Consider the following 17,060-nt stretch of genomic DNA (forward strand, 5'->3'; position numbering starts at 1 on the left):
CGATCGGGTTCAATTCAGCCGCTGGTAGGCGGCATCCGTCGGTTGCCTGCCGGCACCGTTCACTGGCTGAATATCCTGCGGGCAGGCGGAAATCACCATCAGAAGATCCATCTCCACGCCAAAAAGTATGTAATCGCCGGGTTTCGTAACCGGCGGATCGCGGCTGATGTCGCCATTGTTGGAAATCGGAAAGTTCATGAACAGATTGAGCGGACCGGGCGTGAAAGGAAGCTTCCGGTCGGCCGATGCCAGCGCCGCATGTAAATTGTCCCGGCAATTGTCGTGATATCCGGGATAGTTCAGTCGCTGATAGCTCTTCAGGCTGCAGCAGCACATCAGCGTATCGTGCACGCCGGGGGACGAATCCTCCAGAACAGTCAGCATCGGCAAAAAATCGCAGCTGACGAAGCGCTGCCCGATCGCCGGGAAAAGCCGGTTGTTGATCGCCCTTGTATGCTCCATCGACATGTAGTCGAGCATGTTTTCGGCATTGAAGGCCCAGGTGTCGAGTACCTGCGAGCCGTGCGTGTTGATGATCTTCAGCTTCTGTCCCGCGGCCACCCGGAAGGCAACACCCTGGCGTGCCGGGATGATTACGGGCTGAGCATCGGTCTGGTGGCTTTGCGTCGCAATCATTGCAGAACTCCCTGTTCGATGTCGGCATGGGCAGGGTCCCCGCCGAGAAATGCAGTTCGAATTCTTGGATCGTACATGACCTCCCGCGCCGGGCCGTCCATGAACTTTCGGCCGAGCTCGAGCACGATGGCGCGGTCGGAGATCATCAGTGAGCCGAACACGTTCTGCTCGGCCATGATGACGGTCACGCCCTCCTTTCGGATATCGTCCACGGTTTCGAAGACCTCGGATTGCATAAGCGGTGAAAGGCCGAGCGAGGGCTCGTCGAGCAACAGCAGTCGTGGATTGATCTGAAGGACCATCGCGGTCTCGAGAATCTGCTGCTCGCCGCCGCTCAGATTTCCCGCCATCTCCGGCAGCTTGCGCCCGAGCATCGGAAATAGCGTCACCACCTTGTCGAAGGCGATCTTCGCCGCAGCGGGCGAGAGCACGTAGCCGCCCATGAGCAGGTTTTCCCGGACGCTCATCTGCGGAAAATTGCAGCGGCCCTGCGGAACGATGGCGATCCCGGCTTTCAGGCGGTCGGCGGGTGCAAGCCGGTGAACGGGCTGGCCCTCGAAACTCATCTCGCCGGCGAAAAGCTTGTTCAGGCCGAAGATCGATTTCAGCAGCGTCGATTTGCCGGCGCCGTTGCCGCCGATCAGGCTCGCCACGGTGCCGGCTTCGAACGAGGCCGAGAAGTCCTTGACGATCGGCTGGTCAAGATAACCGACGGACCAGTTGCTGATGGTGAGCACGGATGTTTCAGGCATGGAAGGCAAGCTCCTTGGCAACGCGGTCGGCACTGCCGAGATAGGCCTGAAGCACGCGGTCGTCCTCCCAGATGAGATTGGGCGGGCCATTGGCGAGCTGTCGGCCCTGCTCCATGACGATCACGCGATGACACTGCTGCATGATGAACTGCACATTGTGCTCGACGATCAAAAACGTAATACCCTCGCGATTTAGCTTTAGGATCAGCTCGGCCACGCGCCGGATCACGGTTGGGTTCACCCCAGCGAGCGGTTCGTCCAGAATGACGAGCTCCGGATCCGCCATCAGCGTCATGGCGAGCGCCAAGAGCTTCTTCTGCCCATAGGAGAGAAAGCCGGCCGGCATGTCGGCAAGACGGGTCAGGCCGATGATATCGACGAGTTCGCGGCCGCGCTCGCGTGCCTTCTCCTCGCAGGCACGCGTTGCCGAAGTCCCGAGGTAGCTCTGCCACCAGGCGAGCCGGTCATGCGACTGGCGGGCGATGGCGAGATTTTCCACCAATGTCAGCCGATCGTAGACGCGAACGTTCTGGAAGGTCCGCAACAGGCCAGCCGCGGCAATCCGGTCCGGCTTCAGGCCGGTCAGATCTTTGCCCGCAAACATGATCCTCCCTCCCGACGGCCGGGCGAAGCCTGTCACACAGTCGATCGTCGTCGACTTGCCGCATCCGTTCGGCCCGATGAGCCCGACGATCTCGCCGGTCGTGATCGTCATGTTTATGCCGTCGACGGCGCGGACGGCGCCGAAACTCTTCGACAGTCCGTCGACCTTGAGCAAGACGGGTTTCGGGTTGCTGCTCATGTCGCGATCCCCCTCAGGCGCCGGACGCGTATGTCATGAAGATATCCGCCGAGCCCCTGCGGCAGGAACTGAATGGTCGCAACCAGGATCAGGCCGAAGAGAACGAGGCGAAGTTCGGGCGCGAGCCGCAATAGCTCGGGCAGTATGGTGAAGACGGCGGTCATCGCCAGGACCGGCCAGAAATAGCCGGCGCCGCCGACGATGACGATCATCAGCATCATCTGGGCATAGTACATGTCGAAGATGCCGGGATCGACGATGCCGAGATGGAAGACATAGAGGCCGCCCGCCAGACCGCCGATCACCGCAGAAGCGCAGAAGGCGGCGAGCTGGGTGCGAAAGACGGGAATGCCCTGCGAGCTCGCCAGCGCTTCATCGATATTGACCGCCACGAAGGCGCGGCCGATGCGCGAATGGATGAGACGATAGGCGACCGCGATGATGACCACCGCGAAGATCAGCGTGATCCAGTAGAAGCCTGCCGGGTCGGCGCCGTCGAGCGTGCCGATACCGGGAATCGTCAGCGCCGGCTTCGGCAGTCCCGGTATGCCCATAGGCCCGCGCGTGAGGCTGATCCAGTTGCGCGCCAGGAGCTGCAGCAGCAGGCTGAAGGACAGCGTCACGATGACGAATGCGTCCCGAGAGACCCTAAGCGCCGCAAAGCCGCCGATCACGGCAGCGACGCCGCAGACGAGGCCGGCCGCCACAATGCCCAGCCAGGGCGAAAGGCCGAGATCCATCGAGACGAGCGCTGACGTATAGGCCCCGAGCCCCCAGAACCCGACCTGGGCGAAGGACAGGAGCCCAGCATAGCCATAGACGATGTTGAGGCCGGTGCTGGCGACCGCGAAGAATAGGCCGAGCGTCGCGATGCTCAGCACATAGTTTCCCGGCGCCAAGAGCGGCAGGGCGCAGAGCGCGGCCAGGACGGCAAGCGCGACGAGATAGGTCGAGCGCGCCGGGCGGTGCGCGGGTGTGGCTACGGCAAGAGTCAAATCCGTGCTCCTTTTCCGAAGAGGCCGAGCGGACGGAGCTGCAGCATGACGATCATGATGAGGAAGACTGCAGCGCTCTGCAGCGCGGCGGAGCCAAGTCCGCCGGCCAGGCTTTCCACCACGCCGACGATGAGGCCGGCCACGACCGCGCCGGGCAAATGGCCGAGGCCACCGATGATGACGATGGCGAATGCCTTGAACAGCATCGGCGCGCCCATCAGTGGATGGACGGTGAAGACGGGCGCGAGCACAGCACCGGCAAGACCGGTCAGGGCGAAGCCGATGATGACGGCATAGCCCGCGATCACCTTGGGCTTCATGCCGACCACCATAGCCGCCTCGCGGTTCTGGGACAGCGCACGGATCGCCATGCCGAACCGCGTCCGCGTCAGGAGAAGCTGAAGGCCGCCTATGGAGATAAGCGAGAAGAGCACGGCGAGTGCCTTGATATGCTCCACCCGGAAGCCGAGAAGCTCGAAATGCTTGAAGTTGAAGGCTGTGTCGACCATCTGCGGAGTGGCGCCATAGAGGTAGAGCAAGCCATTTTCGAGGATCAGGCCGACACCGAGCGTCAGGATGATACCGCGCTCGAATTCGCCCTTGCGGATGAACTGGAGCAGCGTGATGTAGAGAAAGGTGCCGAGGCCGGCGACCACCAGCACGGTCACGAACGCGCTGGGAAGGAAGGCCAATCCGAAGTGATTGACGAGAACCGCGAGCGCCAGCGCGCCGAACGCGAAAATCTGGCCATGCGCGAAGTTCACGATTTCGAGCACACCGAAGATCAGCGAAAGCCCGACGCCGATCAGGGCATAGATGGCGCCCATGACAAGCCCGTTGAGGATCAAGGTTGCAGTCAGCATTGGATTGGCCTCTCCCTATTCAGGCTCACGTATTGAAGAGACCCTTGACGGTCACCTTGCCACCCTCGATCTCGAGGATCACCGCCGACGGATGCGCCTGGTGATGGTCGTCGAACTTTATCGTGTCGCCGAGCGGGGTCTTGAAGTCGCTGGCCTGCAACGCGTCACGGATCTTGGCAGGCTCGCTCGAACCGGCCCGGCTGATGGCATCGGCCACCAGCAGCGTCGCCGTATAAGCTTCATAGCTCTGGGTGTTGGGCACTTCGCCGAAGCGCTTGATGAAACTGGCGACGAAATCCGCATTCTTCCCCTGCTTGATCTGGTCGGTATAGGGATAGACGCTGGTCGCCCCGTCGATCGCACCGCTCTCAACGATGCCTTCCTGCAACTCCGAGAACTCGACTCGACCGGTCAGCGGAATATCCAGACCGGCAGCACGATACTGGCGCAGGAAGTTGAGTTCGTCGGCACCGTTGAGATAGAGCGCGATGGCATCGGGTTTCTCAGAGGCCAGCCGTGTCAGCACGGCGGCAAAATCCTGCGTGTCGCGGGCGAAGAAATCGCCCGCGCCGATTTCAAGCCCCTTGGCACTGAGTATCTTGACCAGCGCATCATGGCCGCCGCGACCATAATCACTGTCCTCGCCGACAAAGGCGATCTTCTTTATGTGTCCGGCCTGGGTGAGATAATTGGCAAGCCCGATCGCCAGTTCAGCGTCCGACGGATTAATGCGGAATGTCCACTTGTTGCCGCCCGCACCGGCAAGCTCGGTGATCTTGGGCGACGTCGCGATTTCGACGACGAGCGGTATCCCGGCCTTCTCGATGATCGGCATGATGGAGAGCGTCGCCGAGCTGCAGAGTGCGCCGACAATCGCCGAAACCTTGCCGACGGCAATCAGTTGCTCGGCGCTCGATGCACCCTGGGTCGGGTTGCACTGGTTGTCCTGAACCAGAAGTTCCAACTTTCGCCCGAGCACCCCGCCTCCCGCGTTGAGCTCTTCGATGGCGAGTTCGGCGCCCCATTTCTGGTGCTGTCCGAGATAGGCGGCACCACCGGATTGCGGGCTGCTCATTCCGATGACAATGGCCTCCTGCGCCTGCGTATAGTGCGCGCCGGCAAGGACGAGCACGGAAGAGAGGAGTGCTGCTGCAGTTCTTGGAAACATCTTATTCCCCTTTCTTAGTTTCTTATACTGCAACATAGTTGCAATATTGAGCGACGATTGCCCTTCCGTCAAGGATGCTTTTGCCGCTGTCAAAGACGGAAAGCGCGTCGCTCGAGCGGATTGAGGCGGCCTACCAGCCCGGTTTCCCAGGCCAGATACGTGCGTGCGGCATCGAGATTGCCGCTGTGTCTGTCATGCGTAAAGAAGACGAAATCGATCGCGGCGGCATCGTCGGGCATGTCAGGTGTCGAGACGAGTTCGCAGCCGCCGGCTGCCCAGGCGGCGGGATCGTCGCCATACCACTCTACCCGGGGAAAGCCCGCCTGTTTCAGGTCCCCGGCCACGAGCCAGGTCGCAGCCTCATCTCTACCGCAAAGACCGATCCGCCAATCCTGGCCGAGACCGGCGATCGCGTCGGCCAGCATCGGTCGCAGCACCCAGCGCGCGGAGCGAATGTGGCCGGCGCGATAGGTCATGCTCGGACGCAGGTCGAGTATAACGGGGAGATCCCGCGGATCCGGCGCTTGTAGCGGCAATCTGCGCAAATCGGGCTGCCGGCGGCGCGGCGCCGCGATGCTGCCCCAGATATCCAGCCCACCGGTGAGAACATGAACGTCCCATCCCATCAAGCGGAGCCAACGCCCGACTGTCACCGCGCGCAAGCCGGTGTCGTCGACGAGCACGACGCGAGCGCCGCGAACCGCCAGCCAGCTATCCGTCGATTGCAGCAGCTGGCCGCCGGGCGCGTGGATCGCGCCTTGCGGATGACCGGCCGCGTATTCGAGGTGGCTGCGCACGTCGAGCAGATATGTCGTCCTCGCGGGCTCGGAAAGCCAGCGACCGCAGGTGACCGCATCGATAAACGGTACGTTCCATTCCGCCGCGCGGTGCCGCGCCGTGGCCGTTAAGGTCTCGGAATCATCGAGCGGCACCGATGCCTCGGCGCTTCGCGTCGAGCCCTTCTCGAGATTAAGACCGGCAAGCACCCAGCCCTGCGTCCCGTTTTCGAGCGCATAGACCGGATTGCGGATGCCGGTTTCACGCAGGATCTGCGCACCGACAATCGATCGGGTGCGCCCGGCGCAATGAACCACGATCGGGGTCTTGTCATCGGGCACGATGCTCGTTGCGCGAAGTGCAAGTTCGCCATTCGGCAGGCAGATGCTGCCGGGTATGTTCATCTTGCGATGCTCTTCGAATGGTCGGCCGTCCAGGATAACGACGTCTTTGCCGCCACTGATCCATCCGGCGAGCTCAGCCGGAGTGATAGACGGGACGTGAAGCGCATGTTCGGCGACCTCCCCAAACGCCTTGCTCGGCACGAACACGCCTTCGAACAATTCGCGGCCACCGGCACGCCACGCCGCGCATCCGCCGTCCAGCACATGCACATCCTCATGACCGAAGCTCCGGGCAATCTTTGCTGCGCGTTCCGCCCGACCCGAATGGCCGTCATCCAGGACCACCAGCCGGCAGGATGTCGATGGCACCAGATCCGGCAGACGTGCTTCAAAGACACTAAGCGGCACCGAGCTCGAGAAGAACAGGTGCCCGGCCGCGAATTCGCCAGCCTCGCGCACGTCGATGAGGGCGATCTCCCCGCCCGTTCCGAGCGCGCGCTCCACATCTTCGGCACTCATAATCGCCGGCTTGTCGGAAGACTGCATAATCAACCCTTCGTCTTGACAGTCATCGTCATCACCTTGGCCTCGCCCCTTTCCAGGTCGAAGACCAGGCGATCGGTAAGCGCTTCGAGCGCTTTTCCATAGAAATGCAGATGCCGGATCGGGCGTTCGCCGCGAATCTCAACCGAGTGAATATCGTCGGGCAAAAGCGCGACACCGCTGCCGGGTTCCACGTCCACCGCGCGCAGGACACGAAGCTGCGCCGCGCCCGGCCCGGTCCCGCCATCGATGCGTTCGTAAAGCGTGTTGTGTTCGGTACCCTCCACGGCGGCGATGCAGGCCCAGGTCGTGTGATTGTGCGGCGCGATCAGCTTTCCCGGACGCATGACGTTGAGATAGAGCGTGAAGGCATCCTCGGGCTCGGTCCGAATGAGATAGCGCGCCTGCCGCTCATCCGGCGCAGGATCGGGATAGCGCGCGGCCGACCAGTGACCGGGGATCTCCGCCGCGCGCGCGATCACCGCCTGGACCTCGGCAAGGCTCTCGCGGTTGAGGCCCTTCGCCACCAGGATGGATTTGGCTTCGGTAACGAGGCCTTCGATCGTATCGTCACTTGCCATGATGGTTCTCCTGTCCCTGTCGTGTCGCTGAATCCAGCTGGGCCAATGCCTGTTCGAGGTCGGCAATGAGATCGTCGGGGTGCTCCAGCCCCGCGTGGAGCCGCACAAGCGGCCCTTCGAATGTTTTCCCGCCAACTGTCCTCATCGGGCTCGCCGGCAAGACGAGGCTCTCATAGCCGCCCCAGCTCGACCCGATGCCGAACAGCGTAAGCGCATCGATGAACCGGTCGACGGCGCCGGGATCGCACGGCACCAGCTCGACGCCGAACAGGCCGCTCGCACCGGTGAAGTCACGGCGCCAGATCGGGTGGCCCGGATGTGAACGATGCGCGGGATAGAGGATGCGCCGGACCGCAGGATGCACCCCGAGCCACGACGAAAGGCCCATCGCGCAATCCTGATGCTGCCGCAGCCGTGCGCCCATCGACCGCAGCCCGCGCAGTGCCAGCCAGCAATCGTCCGGTCCGGCGATGATGCCATTGAGGGCAGCGAACTTTTCGAGCTTCAGTCGCCAAGGGTCGCGCGCGACGGCCACCCCCAGCATCGCGTCGGAATGGCCGACGATGTATTTCGTCGCCGAATGGACGACCACGTCGGCGCCGAGCGACAGCGGCTTGCAGAAGAGCGGCGTTGCCCAGGTTCCATCGACCACCAGCGCGATCTCGCGTGGCCTGCAGGCGGAGGAAAGAGCCGGCATGTCCTGCATATCGAAGGTCAGACTGCCGGGCGATTCGGCAAAGACGACCCGGGTGTTCGGCTTGAACAAACCGGCAATATCAGCACCGAGTGCCGGATCATAATAGGAGACCTCGATCCCCTGCATGGCGAGCTGCCCGTCGCAGAAGGCGCGGGTCGGCGCATAGACCGAGTCCACCACGAGCAGATGATCGCCGGGTGACAGCAGCGCGCGTAGCGTCATCGCAATTGCGGCGAGACCGGAAGGATGGAGCACGGCACCGTCACCACCCTCCAGTTCCGTCATCGCCTCTACCAGCGCCATAGCGGTCTGGGTGCCGTAGCGGCCATAGCGGAGCGACCCGAACTTGATCGAGCGAGAAGCTCTGTAGGCCTCGACATCGGGATAGAGAATTGTCGAGGCGCGCACGACCGGCGTGTTGACGACCCCACCGAACTCGGCCGGCTTGCGCCCGGCATGGGCAAGGATCGTGTCGGGATGATGGGAACGATCTGACGTCATGAACCGCGCTGGACCTCCTTGGCTGAACTGGCTTGTCGCGGCTCCCAGTGCTCGGGCTCGAGATCGCACAGGGGATAGACGAGATGGCTGGAGCACCCGCCGGCGATCGACCACCTGCAACTGCCCGGCGCCGTCGCCCTAGCCATTATCGCTCCCCGCCAGATTGTGTTTAGTTGCACTATTAGCAACTTGATTGCATATTACACAACATTTGAAACATCGTCAACGCTGCGCGGTGATGAGGCCAAATGACGGATCTGCGGGCGTGAAGGAAGGCCCTGGGAAGCAGCGGGCCCTCCGGCCGTCCTAGCAAATGCGCTCGACTTCTCATCGAAGAAGCTTGGGGGGCGTGTCGCAAATCTTCTTGGTTAACGGCATGTCGACAAACGCCGGAGAAATTCCGGCTCCAGATGTTGCGGAGCGTACCGATGTTTCTGAAGGTCATTGCCGAGAAACTGAAGCGCCAGTCGAAGGATGATTTCAAAGGGCGGCGTTTCGAGGCATGGCTGATCGTACAGGCGGTGACCCTGATATCTGCGATATGCGCTCAGCTATCGAACTTAGAGGAGATGTTTGGCGGGCGCGGTTTCAAGGTAGACCACGGTGCAATCAATCGCTGGGTTCTCGCCTATGCAGCACTGATCGATAAGCGGCTGCGCCCGTTTCGGCGGCCGCACTTCGGCTCGGGACGAGCCCTGCGTCAAGATCCGCGGCAAATGGCGTTACCTGTACCGTGCCATCGCTAGCACGGAAACCCGATCGATTTCCTTCTGAAGGGCAGCACCCCTATGTGAGCGTCACTAAATGGGACACTACTTAGAGTTAGGAGCGAAAGCCTTGCACGTTTTCATCCGCTTCATCGCTGCGGTCGGGCACGAAGGCTAGCCCGTACCCGAAAAGGCGACCAACCCTCATAATCGTCTCATAGGTCGGGTTAGCGTTCCCGCTTTCCATCTCAGCGACCTGTCGGCGGGTCAGTCCGATCAAGGCAGCAAACTCCTCTTGAGACTTTCCAAAGGTCATGCGGATCTCCTTAAGGTCATCCGGAAACCGCAAACGGCCCGCCGCTGCTTTTTCGCCGAGGGCCTTTCGACGTGCCCTGACCTCTTCTTTGCTTGGCCTGATGAATCTCGCCATATCTACCTCACCGCCCGGCGCAGTGCCTCAACCACGTCGCTGCACCTCACTGTTGCTTGCTCTACTGCCTCAGCAAGCGCACCTTCCTCGATCGCGATGGCTGGCGCAGCTTCAAGAGCGTCGGCAAAGGCCACGAGCCCTTCGGCCAGCGCCGTTCCGTCAACCCCGTCACCGGAGACGGCGTCGCATACACGCGACCAATCAGGCGCGTAATCGGAGCCTTTGTCTTGCATGCAACGCCATTTAGTTGAGCGTGCGATCACGTCATCCGCCAGCTTCATCGGCGCGAAGTCGTAAAGGGGAGAGAGCCTCGCTGCGCCGTCGGAATATTTGGACATTGCAGTGTTACGGCCATGGTTATCGGGATTTCCCATGGCTAGGTTGGTTGCATCTCGTTTGAGATACTCGAGCACATCAGCCTGCGGATCCGCGGAATAGGCCTTCACGATTTCCACGTAACGTTCGTGAGCATCGATGTGACCGAAATCTGACACGCCGACTGCGGACGTCATGCTCTCCTGACCAACCCTGGCTGTGCGCCCACGTTCGTCCACGTATCTGTCGAAACGGGGGATTATCATTGTTCCGTTTCCGGCTGTCGATGGTGCGTGGACATGCAGCCCAATGCGGGCGGCCACCTGCGAGTAAACAGCCTCTGTTTTAAGAATGAGTCCGTCAATGTCGCCGCCGCGCTTAAGCTTGACGATGAGGTGTTCGACGGCCTCATCATCAGCCACCAGAGGGTCGGGATAGTACAGTCCGTCCTTAGCAAGCGTCAGCGCAACCTTTGGCCACTCGCCTTGAAGGCCACTAGAACCGGAGGCGATCATGGCGTGCTTGTCGACGACTTCCACGAACAGATCCGTGCGATCGAGGATGTCGTCAAGGGCTAGCCCCGTGCGAACAACGCCTTGGAGGCGTTTGGCTTCCTGTTCGGCTGCTTCCTTGATCCTGACATTGCCGATCGTGCTGCCCCCGGATCGCATCAGTAACGGTAGGTCCGAGGCACGGCTGTCTGGTGGAAGTCCGAGTGCCTTGGCGAGCCTGATACGCGCATGGCCTTGTGGGAGGAGGTCAAGCAGGAATGGAGGCCAGCGCGGAGTGCGCTTATCCGCCAAGCTTAAAGGATATTTGAAAGAGACAGCCCGGAAGTCCGTGACGGGGCGTTCATCTGCGAATTCGACCGCACCTTTTTCAGCGAAGTAATCGACATCGTAACTGACGGTCGCTCCGGCGAGGAAACCAGCGTCGGGCTGCTCAAAAGAAACCTCTGCAGCGTCGAACCAGCGGTCACCCAGAAACGTCTGAAGCGTGATGATCATCAAACAACCCTCATGATGGGTTATATAATCGTGATAATACCAACTAACAACCCATCAAAAGGCTCATAATCGGAGAACCCATAATCGGAGGTCACACTTTTCACTCGGCTAAACAGCGTTTTGTGTCCTAGGAGGGGTCGGAACAAGAACTGCCTAAAATCGTACGCTAAGGCGAACGGAGCGAGAACCCGAGTGAGATATTGGCGGTAGTGCAATTGATGTCTGTGGATAGGTAGCCAAGGCAAGACGTATGCGCCGCCCATTTTGACATCGTTCCATCGAGTGTTGTGATGGAGTCGGGCGATGCGCAGACGGAAGCTTCTCAAAGATCAAGATCGGCAAAAGCTTTTCAGTGTGCCGACCGACGAGGACAGCCTGATCCGACACTATTCGCTGTCGTCGGCTGACAGGCTTGAGATTGACCTCCGCAGGCGAGAACACAATCGGCTCGGCTTTGCTGTTCAGCTTTGCCTGATGCGCCACCCGGGTAGAGTGCTCGCGGCTGGAGAGACCCCGCCTCGCGCAATGCTAAAGTATGTTGCCGATCAGGTCGGCGCCGACCTCGGAACGTTCGCGCTCTATGCGCGCCGTCAAGAGACCCGTCGCGACCATGCGGCGCGCCTCATGGCGTATCTCGATAGGAGAAGCGCGACGGCACAAGATCGTCGAGCGGCGCTGCTGGCTGCGATTCAGACGGCAACGATATCCGACGACAGCGTCGGGATTGCGAAAGCCATCGCCACGTCTTTTCGGGAACGCGGTTCCTTGCTTCCGGTGACCGAGACGATCGAGCGAATAGGGCTCGCGGGCCGCTCGATTGCTCGTCGTCGGGCAGAGAGCGTGCTGATCGAAGAAATTCCGCTCGATAAGCTTCCATTATTGGATAGGCTGTTGGAGGTTGACCCGGCCATCGCCCAGACGCGCTTTCATTGGCTGCGATCCGCACCGGAAGCGCCGGGTGCATCCAACCTAGTCGGGCTGATTGAACGGGTTGCATTCCTGCGGACGCTGGAGATCGACCCGAGTTTGCAGCTTCGTGTCCCGTCGGGACGGTGGGACCAGATGATCCGTGAGGGCAACGCCACGCCGGCCTGGCTGGCCAATGACTTCAACGCCAGTCGCCGGCACGCCTTGATCGTGGCGCAGATTATCAAGCTCGGCCAGAAGCTCACCGACGATGCAGTCTCGATGTTCATCAAGCTGATGGGTCGGTTGTTTTCTCAGGCCAATAACCGGAAGAAGCAGCGGCACATGGATTGCAGGCCGGATACCGCCAAGGCTCTGCGCATGTTCCTCGATACGATCACTGCCCTGCAGTCCGCCAACGACTATGGAAGGAATGCTTTGGAGGTTCTCGACCAGAAGGTCGGCTGGCATCGGCTGCTCCGCATGAAGCCAGAGCTCGAATCGATGATCGAGGACAACGAGGCGTCGCCGTTGACCTTGGCGACCGAGCAATATGCGACCGTCCACAAGTATGCCGGTGCGTTCCTGCAGGCGTTCACGTTCCAATCGGCGCGGCGACACGATCCGCTTCTTGCGGCAGTTTCGCTGCTGAAACGCCTGTATGCCGAGAGCCGTCGGACACTCCCGGATCGCGTCCCGGTCACCCACTTGAGGCAAGCTGATCGTCGGCTCATCCTCGAACAGGGAAAGCCTAATCGCCGTCTCTACGAGATTGCGACGCTCGCGGCTTTGCGGGACCGGCTTAGATCCGCGGAGGTTTGGGTCAACGGCAGTCGATCCTTCCGACCGATCGACGAGCATCTTATGCCGCGGTCGACATTCACCACGATGAAAGAGGGGGATCGCCTTGGACTGGGCGTCCAAGCTGATGGCGCGCAGTGGCTTGCCGAAGCGCGCCAGATACTCGACTTCAACTTGAAGCGCCTCGCCCACAGAGCACGGTCCGGAAAGCTCGAAGGTGTTCGTCTTGAGGCCGGCACGTTGATCGTCACGCCAATCGCCGGCGAGGTTCCCGCTGCAGCCGAGGAACTCAATGCCGAAATCAGCGATATGTATCCAATGGTGGAGGTGCCAGACCTGTTGAGGGAAGTTCACGATTGGACCGGCTTTGCCGACCACTTCACGCACGTCCGCACCGGTGATATCCCAAGAAATGTCTCGGCAATGCTGGCCGGCGTGCTGGCCGATGCGACCAACCTCGGTCCGAAGCGGATGGCGAGCGCATCGAAGGGGATCAGCGCTCACCAGATCGGCTGGATGCGCACATTCCATGCGCGATCCGAGACCTACCGCGCGGCGCAGGCCTGCGTGACGGACGCACACAGCCGCCATCCGCATTCTCGCCTTTGGGGCAATGGCACGACGGCATCATCTGATGGCCAATTCTTCCGCGCGAGCGACCGAGCCGCGAAGCGCGGCGACGTCAATCTGCACTACGGCAGCGAGCCGGGCTCGAAGTTCTACAGCCATCTGTCAGATCAGTACGGCTATTTCAGCATCCTGCCGATCAGCCCGACCGAAAGCGAGGCCGCCTATGTGCTCGATGGGCTGTTCGATCAGGACACGATCCTCGACATCCAGGAACACTTCACCGATACGGGCGGTGCAAGCGACCATGTCTTCGGACTGTTCACCCTGATCGGCAAACGCTTTGCGCCTCGGCTGCGCAACCTCAAGGACCGGAAATTCCACACATTCGAGAAAGGCGATACATACCCGGCGCTGTCGAACCACATCGGGGCACCGATCAACGCCACTCTGATTCTCGACCATTGGGACGATCTGCTCCATCTGGCGGCGTCGATCACGACGCGCGCCGTGGTGCCGTCCACGATCCTGAAGAAGCTGTCAGCATCCCCGAAGGAAAGCCAGCTCGCCAGGGCGCTACGGGAACTGGCCGGATCGAGCGATCCCTCTTCATGATCGAATGGTACTCGAGCCCAGCGCTACGCCGGCGTTGTCAGGCCGGCCTCAACAAGGGTGAGGCTGCGCACAAGCTCAAGCGCGCCGTCTTCTTCCACGAGCGTGGCGAAATCCGGGACCGATCGTTCGAAAGCCAAGCGTTCCGCGCCTCCGGCCTCAACCTCGTCGTCAGTGCAATCGTACACTGGAACACTGTCTATCTCGAACGGGCCGTCACCCATTTACGCAACGCGCGTCGTGAGATTCCGGACCATCTGCTCAAGCATATCTCGCCGCTGAGTTGGGAGCATGTGTGGACGGCTCCTGCGGCACAGGGGTGATTCATGTGATATCTCGCGGTCGATTGCAATCATGTGTCCGGCCTACTCGCGCGACCGCACTGGTCGCTGGCCATGATGAAGTCCGCAGACAAGGTCCCAAACACATCATCGAGCTTTGAAGCTCAATGCTCCCAGGGGCTTTCCTCGTCTCCGGTTCGACCGGCTCGATCATCACATTTCAGCACCTCTCCGCCATCTCGGACGTAATGATACGCCCGAAATCTCACTTAAGCCGTGACGGCTTTCATATACCGCTGTTCTCGTATCAACAGCGCCCAGATGATCCTCGCTGTTTTGTTTGCAAGTGCGACCGTTACGACGCGTGCCGGCTTTCGATCCATCAGGCTCACAGCCCAATCGTGACTGGCGCTGCTCCCATTTTTGGCGAAACGAATTATTGCGGTTGCACCGACAACCAATAGCTTTCGAATGTATCCGTCACCCTGCTTACTGATGCCGCTTGTGCGTTCCTTTCCGCCGGAGCTGTGCGGTCTTGGTGTCAATCCCAACCAGGAAGCGAAGCGCCGTCCGGAAGAAAAGTTCTTGATGTCCGCCACGGCCGCGGTGATCGCACTCGCCGTTATGGGCCCTACGCCCGGTATTGAGAGAAGGCGCCTTGCTGCGGCGTCAGATCTCACAGCGTCGACGATCTTCTTTTCGATCTTTACGACTTCGGCGCCTAAGCGCCGCAGCTGATCGATTATCGCCCATAGGATTGTCCGAGCCACTTCAGGCAATGTGCTCTGCATCTCGTGGAAATGTTCGACAAGCTTGGGCACGTTCTTTGCTCCGCCAGCTCCGATAATGCCGAATTCGCTTAAGTGCCCACGCAATGAATTGATCAGCATCGTCCTCTGGCGGACAAGAAGCTCGCGAACCTTGTGCATCATCAGTACAGACTGTTGCTCGGCAGACTTGGCAGCAACAAAACGCATTGTTGGTCGTGTCACGGCCTCGCAGATCGCCTCTGCATCGGCGGCATCGGTTTTGCCCCTTTTGACATACGGCTTCACGTAGCCAGCCGGCATAAGCCTGACAGTATGGCCGAGTTTTTCGATTTCCCGCGCCCAGTAATGTGAGCTGCCGCACGCTTCGATGCCAACAAGGCAAGGCTGGATGCTGCTGAAAAACCGTAGCACCTCAGCTCGCCGAAGTTGCCGCCGAACCAAAACGTTTCCGGCATCATCGACACCATGCACCTGAAAAACATTCTTCGCCAGATCAAGGCCAATCGTCGCGATCGTTTTCATCAACTGCTCCTCCAGTTTTCTACCCGCACGCCACTATGGCACAGCGGTTGGAGCAGGAGCCGTCCATCTCAACATATCAACCTGACGGGCATCTACACTTGGGACAGCGAGCAACATCTTCCGGAAGGCTTCAGGTCGCTCCGCCTCCCGGTTGCACTACGACGTGCCGCATAAAGTTCCTGCTCAGTCCGGTCTTAGCGTACGATTTTGAGCAGTTCTTGTTCCGACCCCTGTTCGCGACGATCGGCCCTTCGGCGGGGCATCACCACCGGCGGCTCTGTTCTATGCATCCCGTGATCGGTCGGGCGATCATCCCGAGCGACACCTGAGAGAGTTCACCGGCATTCTGCAGGCCGATGCCTATGCCGGTTACAACCGGCTCTACCTCCCCGACCGGAAGCCAGGCCCGGTGACCGAAGCACTCTGCTGGAGTCATGCGAGGCGCAAGTTCTTCGTGCTGGCCGACATCGCCGCCAATGCGCGCCGGGGAAAGACCGCGCCGCCGATCTCGCCAATCGCCTTCGAGGCTGTCAAACGCATTGATCTCCTGTTCGACATCGAGCGCGATATCAATGGACTGGCTGCCGAGCAGCGCCTCGCCGTCAGGTCAGAAACATGCGCGCCGCTCGTCGCTGAGTTGGAAGAGTGGATCCGTGGCGAGCGGGTCAGGCTATCGCGTCACGCACCGGCCGCCCAGGCGATCGACTACATGCTCAAGCGCTGGGCAGGCTTCACCCGCTTCCTCGAAGACGGGCGCATCTGCCTGACGAACAATGCCGCCGAACGGGCGCTGCGCGGCTTAGCTCTCGGCAAGAAGTCCTGGCTCTTCGCCGGCTCCCAGCGCGGCGCCGATCGCGCCGCCGTCATGTACACGCTGATCGCAACCGCCCGCCTCAATGACGTCGATCCGCAGGCCTGGCTCGCCGACGTGCTCGGCCGCATCGCCGAGACGCCGCAGAACCGACTGGCCGATCTCCTGCCCTGGAACTGGCGCCGATCCACCGTCACCGCGAAAGCAGCCTGACCGCGGCCTTCACCGGATGCTTACCTCAAGTCCAGCGTTACGCCGGCGCTGCCAGGCCGGCCTGAATAAGGGAGAGGCGGCACATAAGCTGAAGCGCGCCGTCTTCTTCCACGAGCGCGGTGAGATCCGGGACCGATCGTTCGAAAGTCAGGCCTTCCGCGCCTCCGGCCTCAACCTCGTCGTCAGTGCGATCGTACACTGGAACACGGTCTATATCGAACGGGCCGTGACCCACTTAGGCAACGTGCGTCGCGAGATTCCGGATCATCTGCTCAAGCACATTTCGCCGCTGAGCTGGGAGCATGTGTGGACGGCTCCTGCGGCACAGGGGTGATTCATGTGATATCTCGCGGTCGATTGCAATCATGTGTCCGGCCTACTCGCGCGACCGCACTGGTCGCTGGCCATGATGAAGTCCGCAGACAAGGTCCCAAACACATCATCGAGCTTTGAAGCTCA

The 17,060-nt window shown here is 60.9% G+C and carries 12 protein-coding genes and 4 pseudogenes; 4 read left to right on the forward strand and 12 right to left on the reverse strand.

Features of this window, described 5'->3' with window-relative positions:
• Positions 1-9 precede the first annotated feature (9 nt).
• Genes IG197_RS34015 through metC form a run of 9 tightly spaced genes read right to left on the reverse strand, consistent with a single transcriptional unit; the run spans position 10 to position 8,659 of the window.
• Positions 10-636 (reverse strand): DUF1989 domain-containing protein, encoded by a 627-nt coding sequence (locus IG197_RS34015; RefSeq protein WP_192321804.1) that lies wholly within the window; start codon positions 634-636, stop codon positions 10-12.
• Positions 633-1,388: an ABC transporter ATP-binding protein gene (locus tag IG197_RS34020; protein ID WP_192321806.1), complete on the reverse strand. Its 756-nt coding sequence runs from the start codon at positions 1,386-1,388 to the stop codon at positions 633-635. The genes IG197_RS34015 and IG197_RS34020 overlap by 4 nt, the downstream gene beginning before the upstream one ends.
• A complete protein-coding gene (locus IG197_RS34025; protein WP_192321808.1) occupies positions 1,381-2,190 on the reverse strand; it encodes an ABC transporter ATP-binding protein in 810 nt (269 codons plus the stop codon). The genes IG197_RS34020 and IG197_RS34025 overlap by 8 nt, the downstream gene beginning before the upstream one ends.
• Positions 2,187-3,185, reverse strand: a complete 999-nt coding sequence (locus tag IG197_RS34030) for a branched-chain amino acid ABC transporter permease (RefSeq protein ID WP_192321810.1) — start codon at positions 3,183-3,185, stop codon at positions 2,187-2,189. The genes IG197_RS34025 and IG197_RS34030 overlap by 4 nt, the downstream gene beginning before the upstream one ends.
• Entirely contained in the window at positions 3,182-4,048 is an 867-nt protein-coding gene (locus IG197_RS34035; protein WP_192321812.1) for a branched-chain amino acid ABC transporter permease, read from the reverse strand. The genes IG197_RS34030 and IG197_RS34035 overlap by 4 nt, the downstream gene beginning before the upstream one ends.
• A 25-nt stretch (positions 4,049-4,073) precedes the next feature.
• Entirely contained in the window at positions 4,074-5,309 is a 1,236-nt protein-coding gene (locus IG197_RS34040; RefSeq protein ID WP_192321813.1) for an ABC transporter substrate-binding protein, read from the reverse strand.
• Positions 5,306-6,883 carry a rhodanese-like domain-containing protein gene (locus IG197_RS34045; protein WP_246765546.1) on the reverse strand — a complete coding sequence of 526 codons (1,578 nt, stop codon included), beginning with the start codon at positions 6,881-6,883 and terminating at the stop codon, positions 5,306-5,308. The genes IG197_RS34040 and IG197_RS34045 overlap by 4 nt, the downstream gene beginning before the upstream one ends.
• A gap of 2 nt (positions 6,884-6,885) precedes the next feature.
• Positions 6,886-7,461, reverse strand: a complete 576-nt coding sequence (locus IG197_RS34050) for a cysteine dioxygenase family protein (RefSeq protein ID WP_192321815.1) — start codon at positions 7,459-7,461, stop codon at positions 6,886-6,888.
• Positions 7,451-8,659 (reverse strand): cystathionine beta-lyase, encoded by a 1,209-nt coding sequence (gene metC / locus IG197_RS34055; protein ID WP_192321817.1) that lies wholly within the window; start codon positions 8,657-8,659, stop codon positions 7,451-7,453. The genes IG197_RS34050 and metC overlap by 11 nt, the downstream gene beginning before the upstream one ends.
• A gap of 428 nt (positions 8,660-9,087) precedes the next feature.
• Between metC and IG197_RS34060 the strand changes: the two are divergent.
• Positions 9,088-9,432, forward strand: a pseudogene (locus IG197_RS34060) (DDE-type integrase/transposase/recombinase); the annotation flags it as partial.
• Between the two features lie 49 nt (positions 9,433-9,481).
• On the opposite strand, the gene IG197_RS34065 reads toward IG197_RS34060, so the two are convergent.
• Positions 9,482-9,796 (reverse strand): helix-turn-helix transcriptional regulator, encoded by a 315-nt coding sequence (locus IG197_RS34065; RefSeq protein WP_192321819.1) that lies wholly within the window; start codon positions 9,794-9,796, stop codon positions 9,482-9,484.
• Positions 9,797-9,798: 2 nt separating this feature from the next.
• Entirely contained in the window at positions 9,799-11,118 is a 1,320-nt protein-coding gene (locus IG197_RS34070; RefSeq protein ID WP_192321821.1) for a type II toxin-antitoxin system HipA family toxin, read from the reverse strand.
• Positions 11,119-11,421: 303 nt separating this feature from the next.
• Here IG197_RS34070 and IG197_RS34075 point away from each other — a divergent pair.
• Positions 11,422-14,327 (forward strand): annotated as a pseudogene (locus IG197_RS34075) (Tn3 family transposase).
• A 227-nt stretch (positions 14,328-14,554) separates the two neighbouring features.
• On the opposite strand, the gene IG197_RS34080 reads toward IG197_RS34075, so the two are convergent.
• Positions 14,555-15,577, reverse strand: coding sequence for an IS110 family transposase (locus tag IG197_RS34080; protein ID WP_192321175.1), 1,023 nt, complete (start codon positions 15,575-15,577; stop codon positions 14,555-14,557).
• A 232-nt stretch (positions 15,578-15,809) separates the two neighbouring features.
• Here IG197_RS34080 and IG197_RS34085 point away from each other — a divergent pair.
• A pseudogene (locus IG197_RS34085) lies at positions 15,810-16,601 on the forward strand (IS66 family transposase); the annotation flags it as partial.
• 28 nt (positions 16,602-16,629) lie between these two features.
• Positions 16,630-16,908, forward strand: a pseudogene (locus IG197_RS34090) (Tn3 family transposase); the annotation flags it as partial.
• Positions 16,909-17,060: the final 152 nt, after the last annotated feature.

The organism is Aminobacter sp. SR38 (assembly GCF_014843375.1).
Classification (GTDB): domain Bacteria; phylum Pseudomonadota; class Alphaproteobacteria; order Rhizobiales; family Rhizobiaceae; genus Aminobacter; species Aminobacter ciceronei.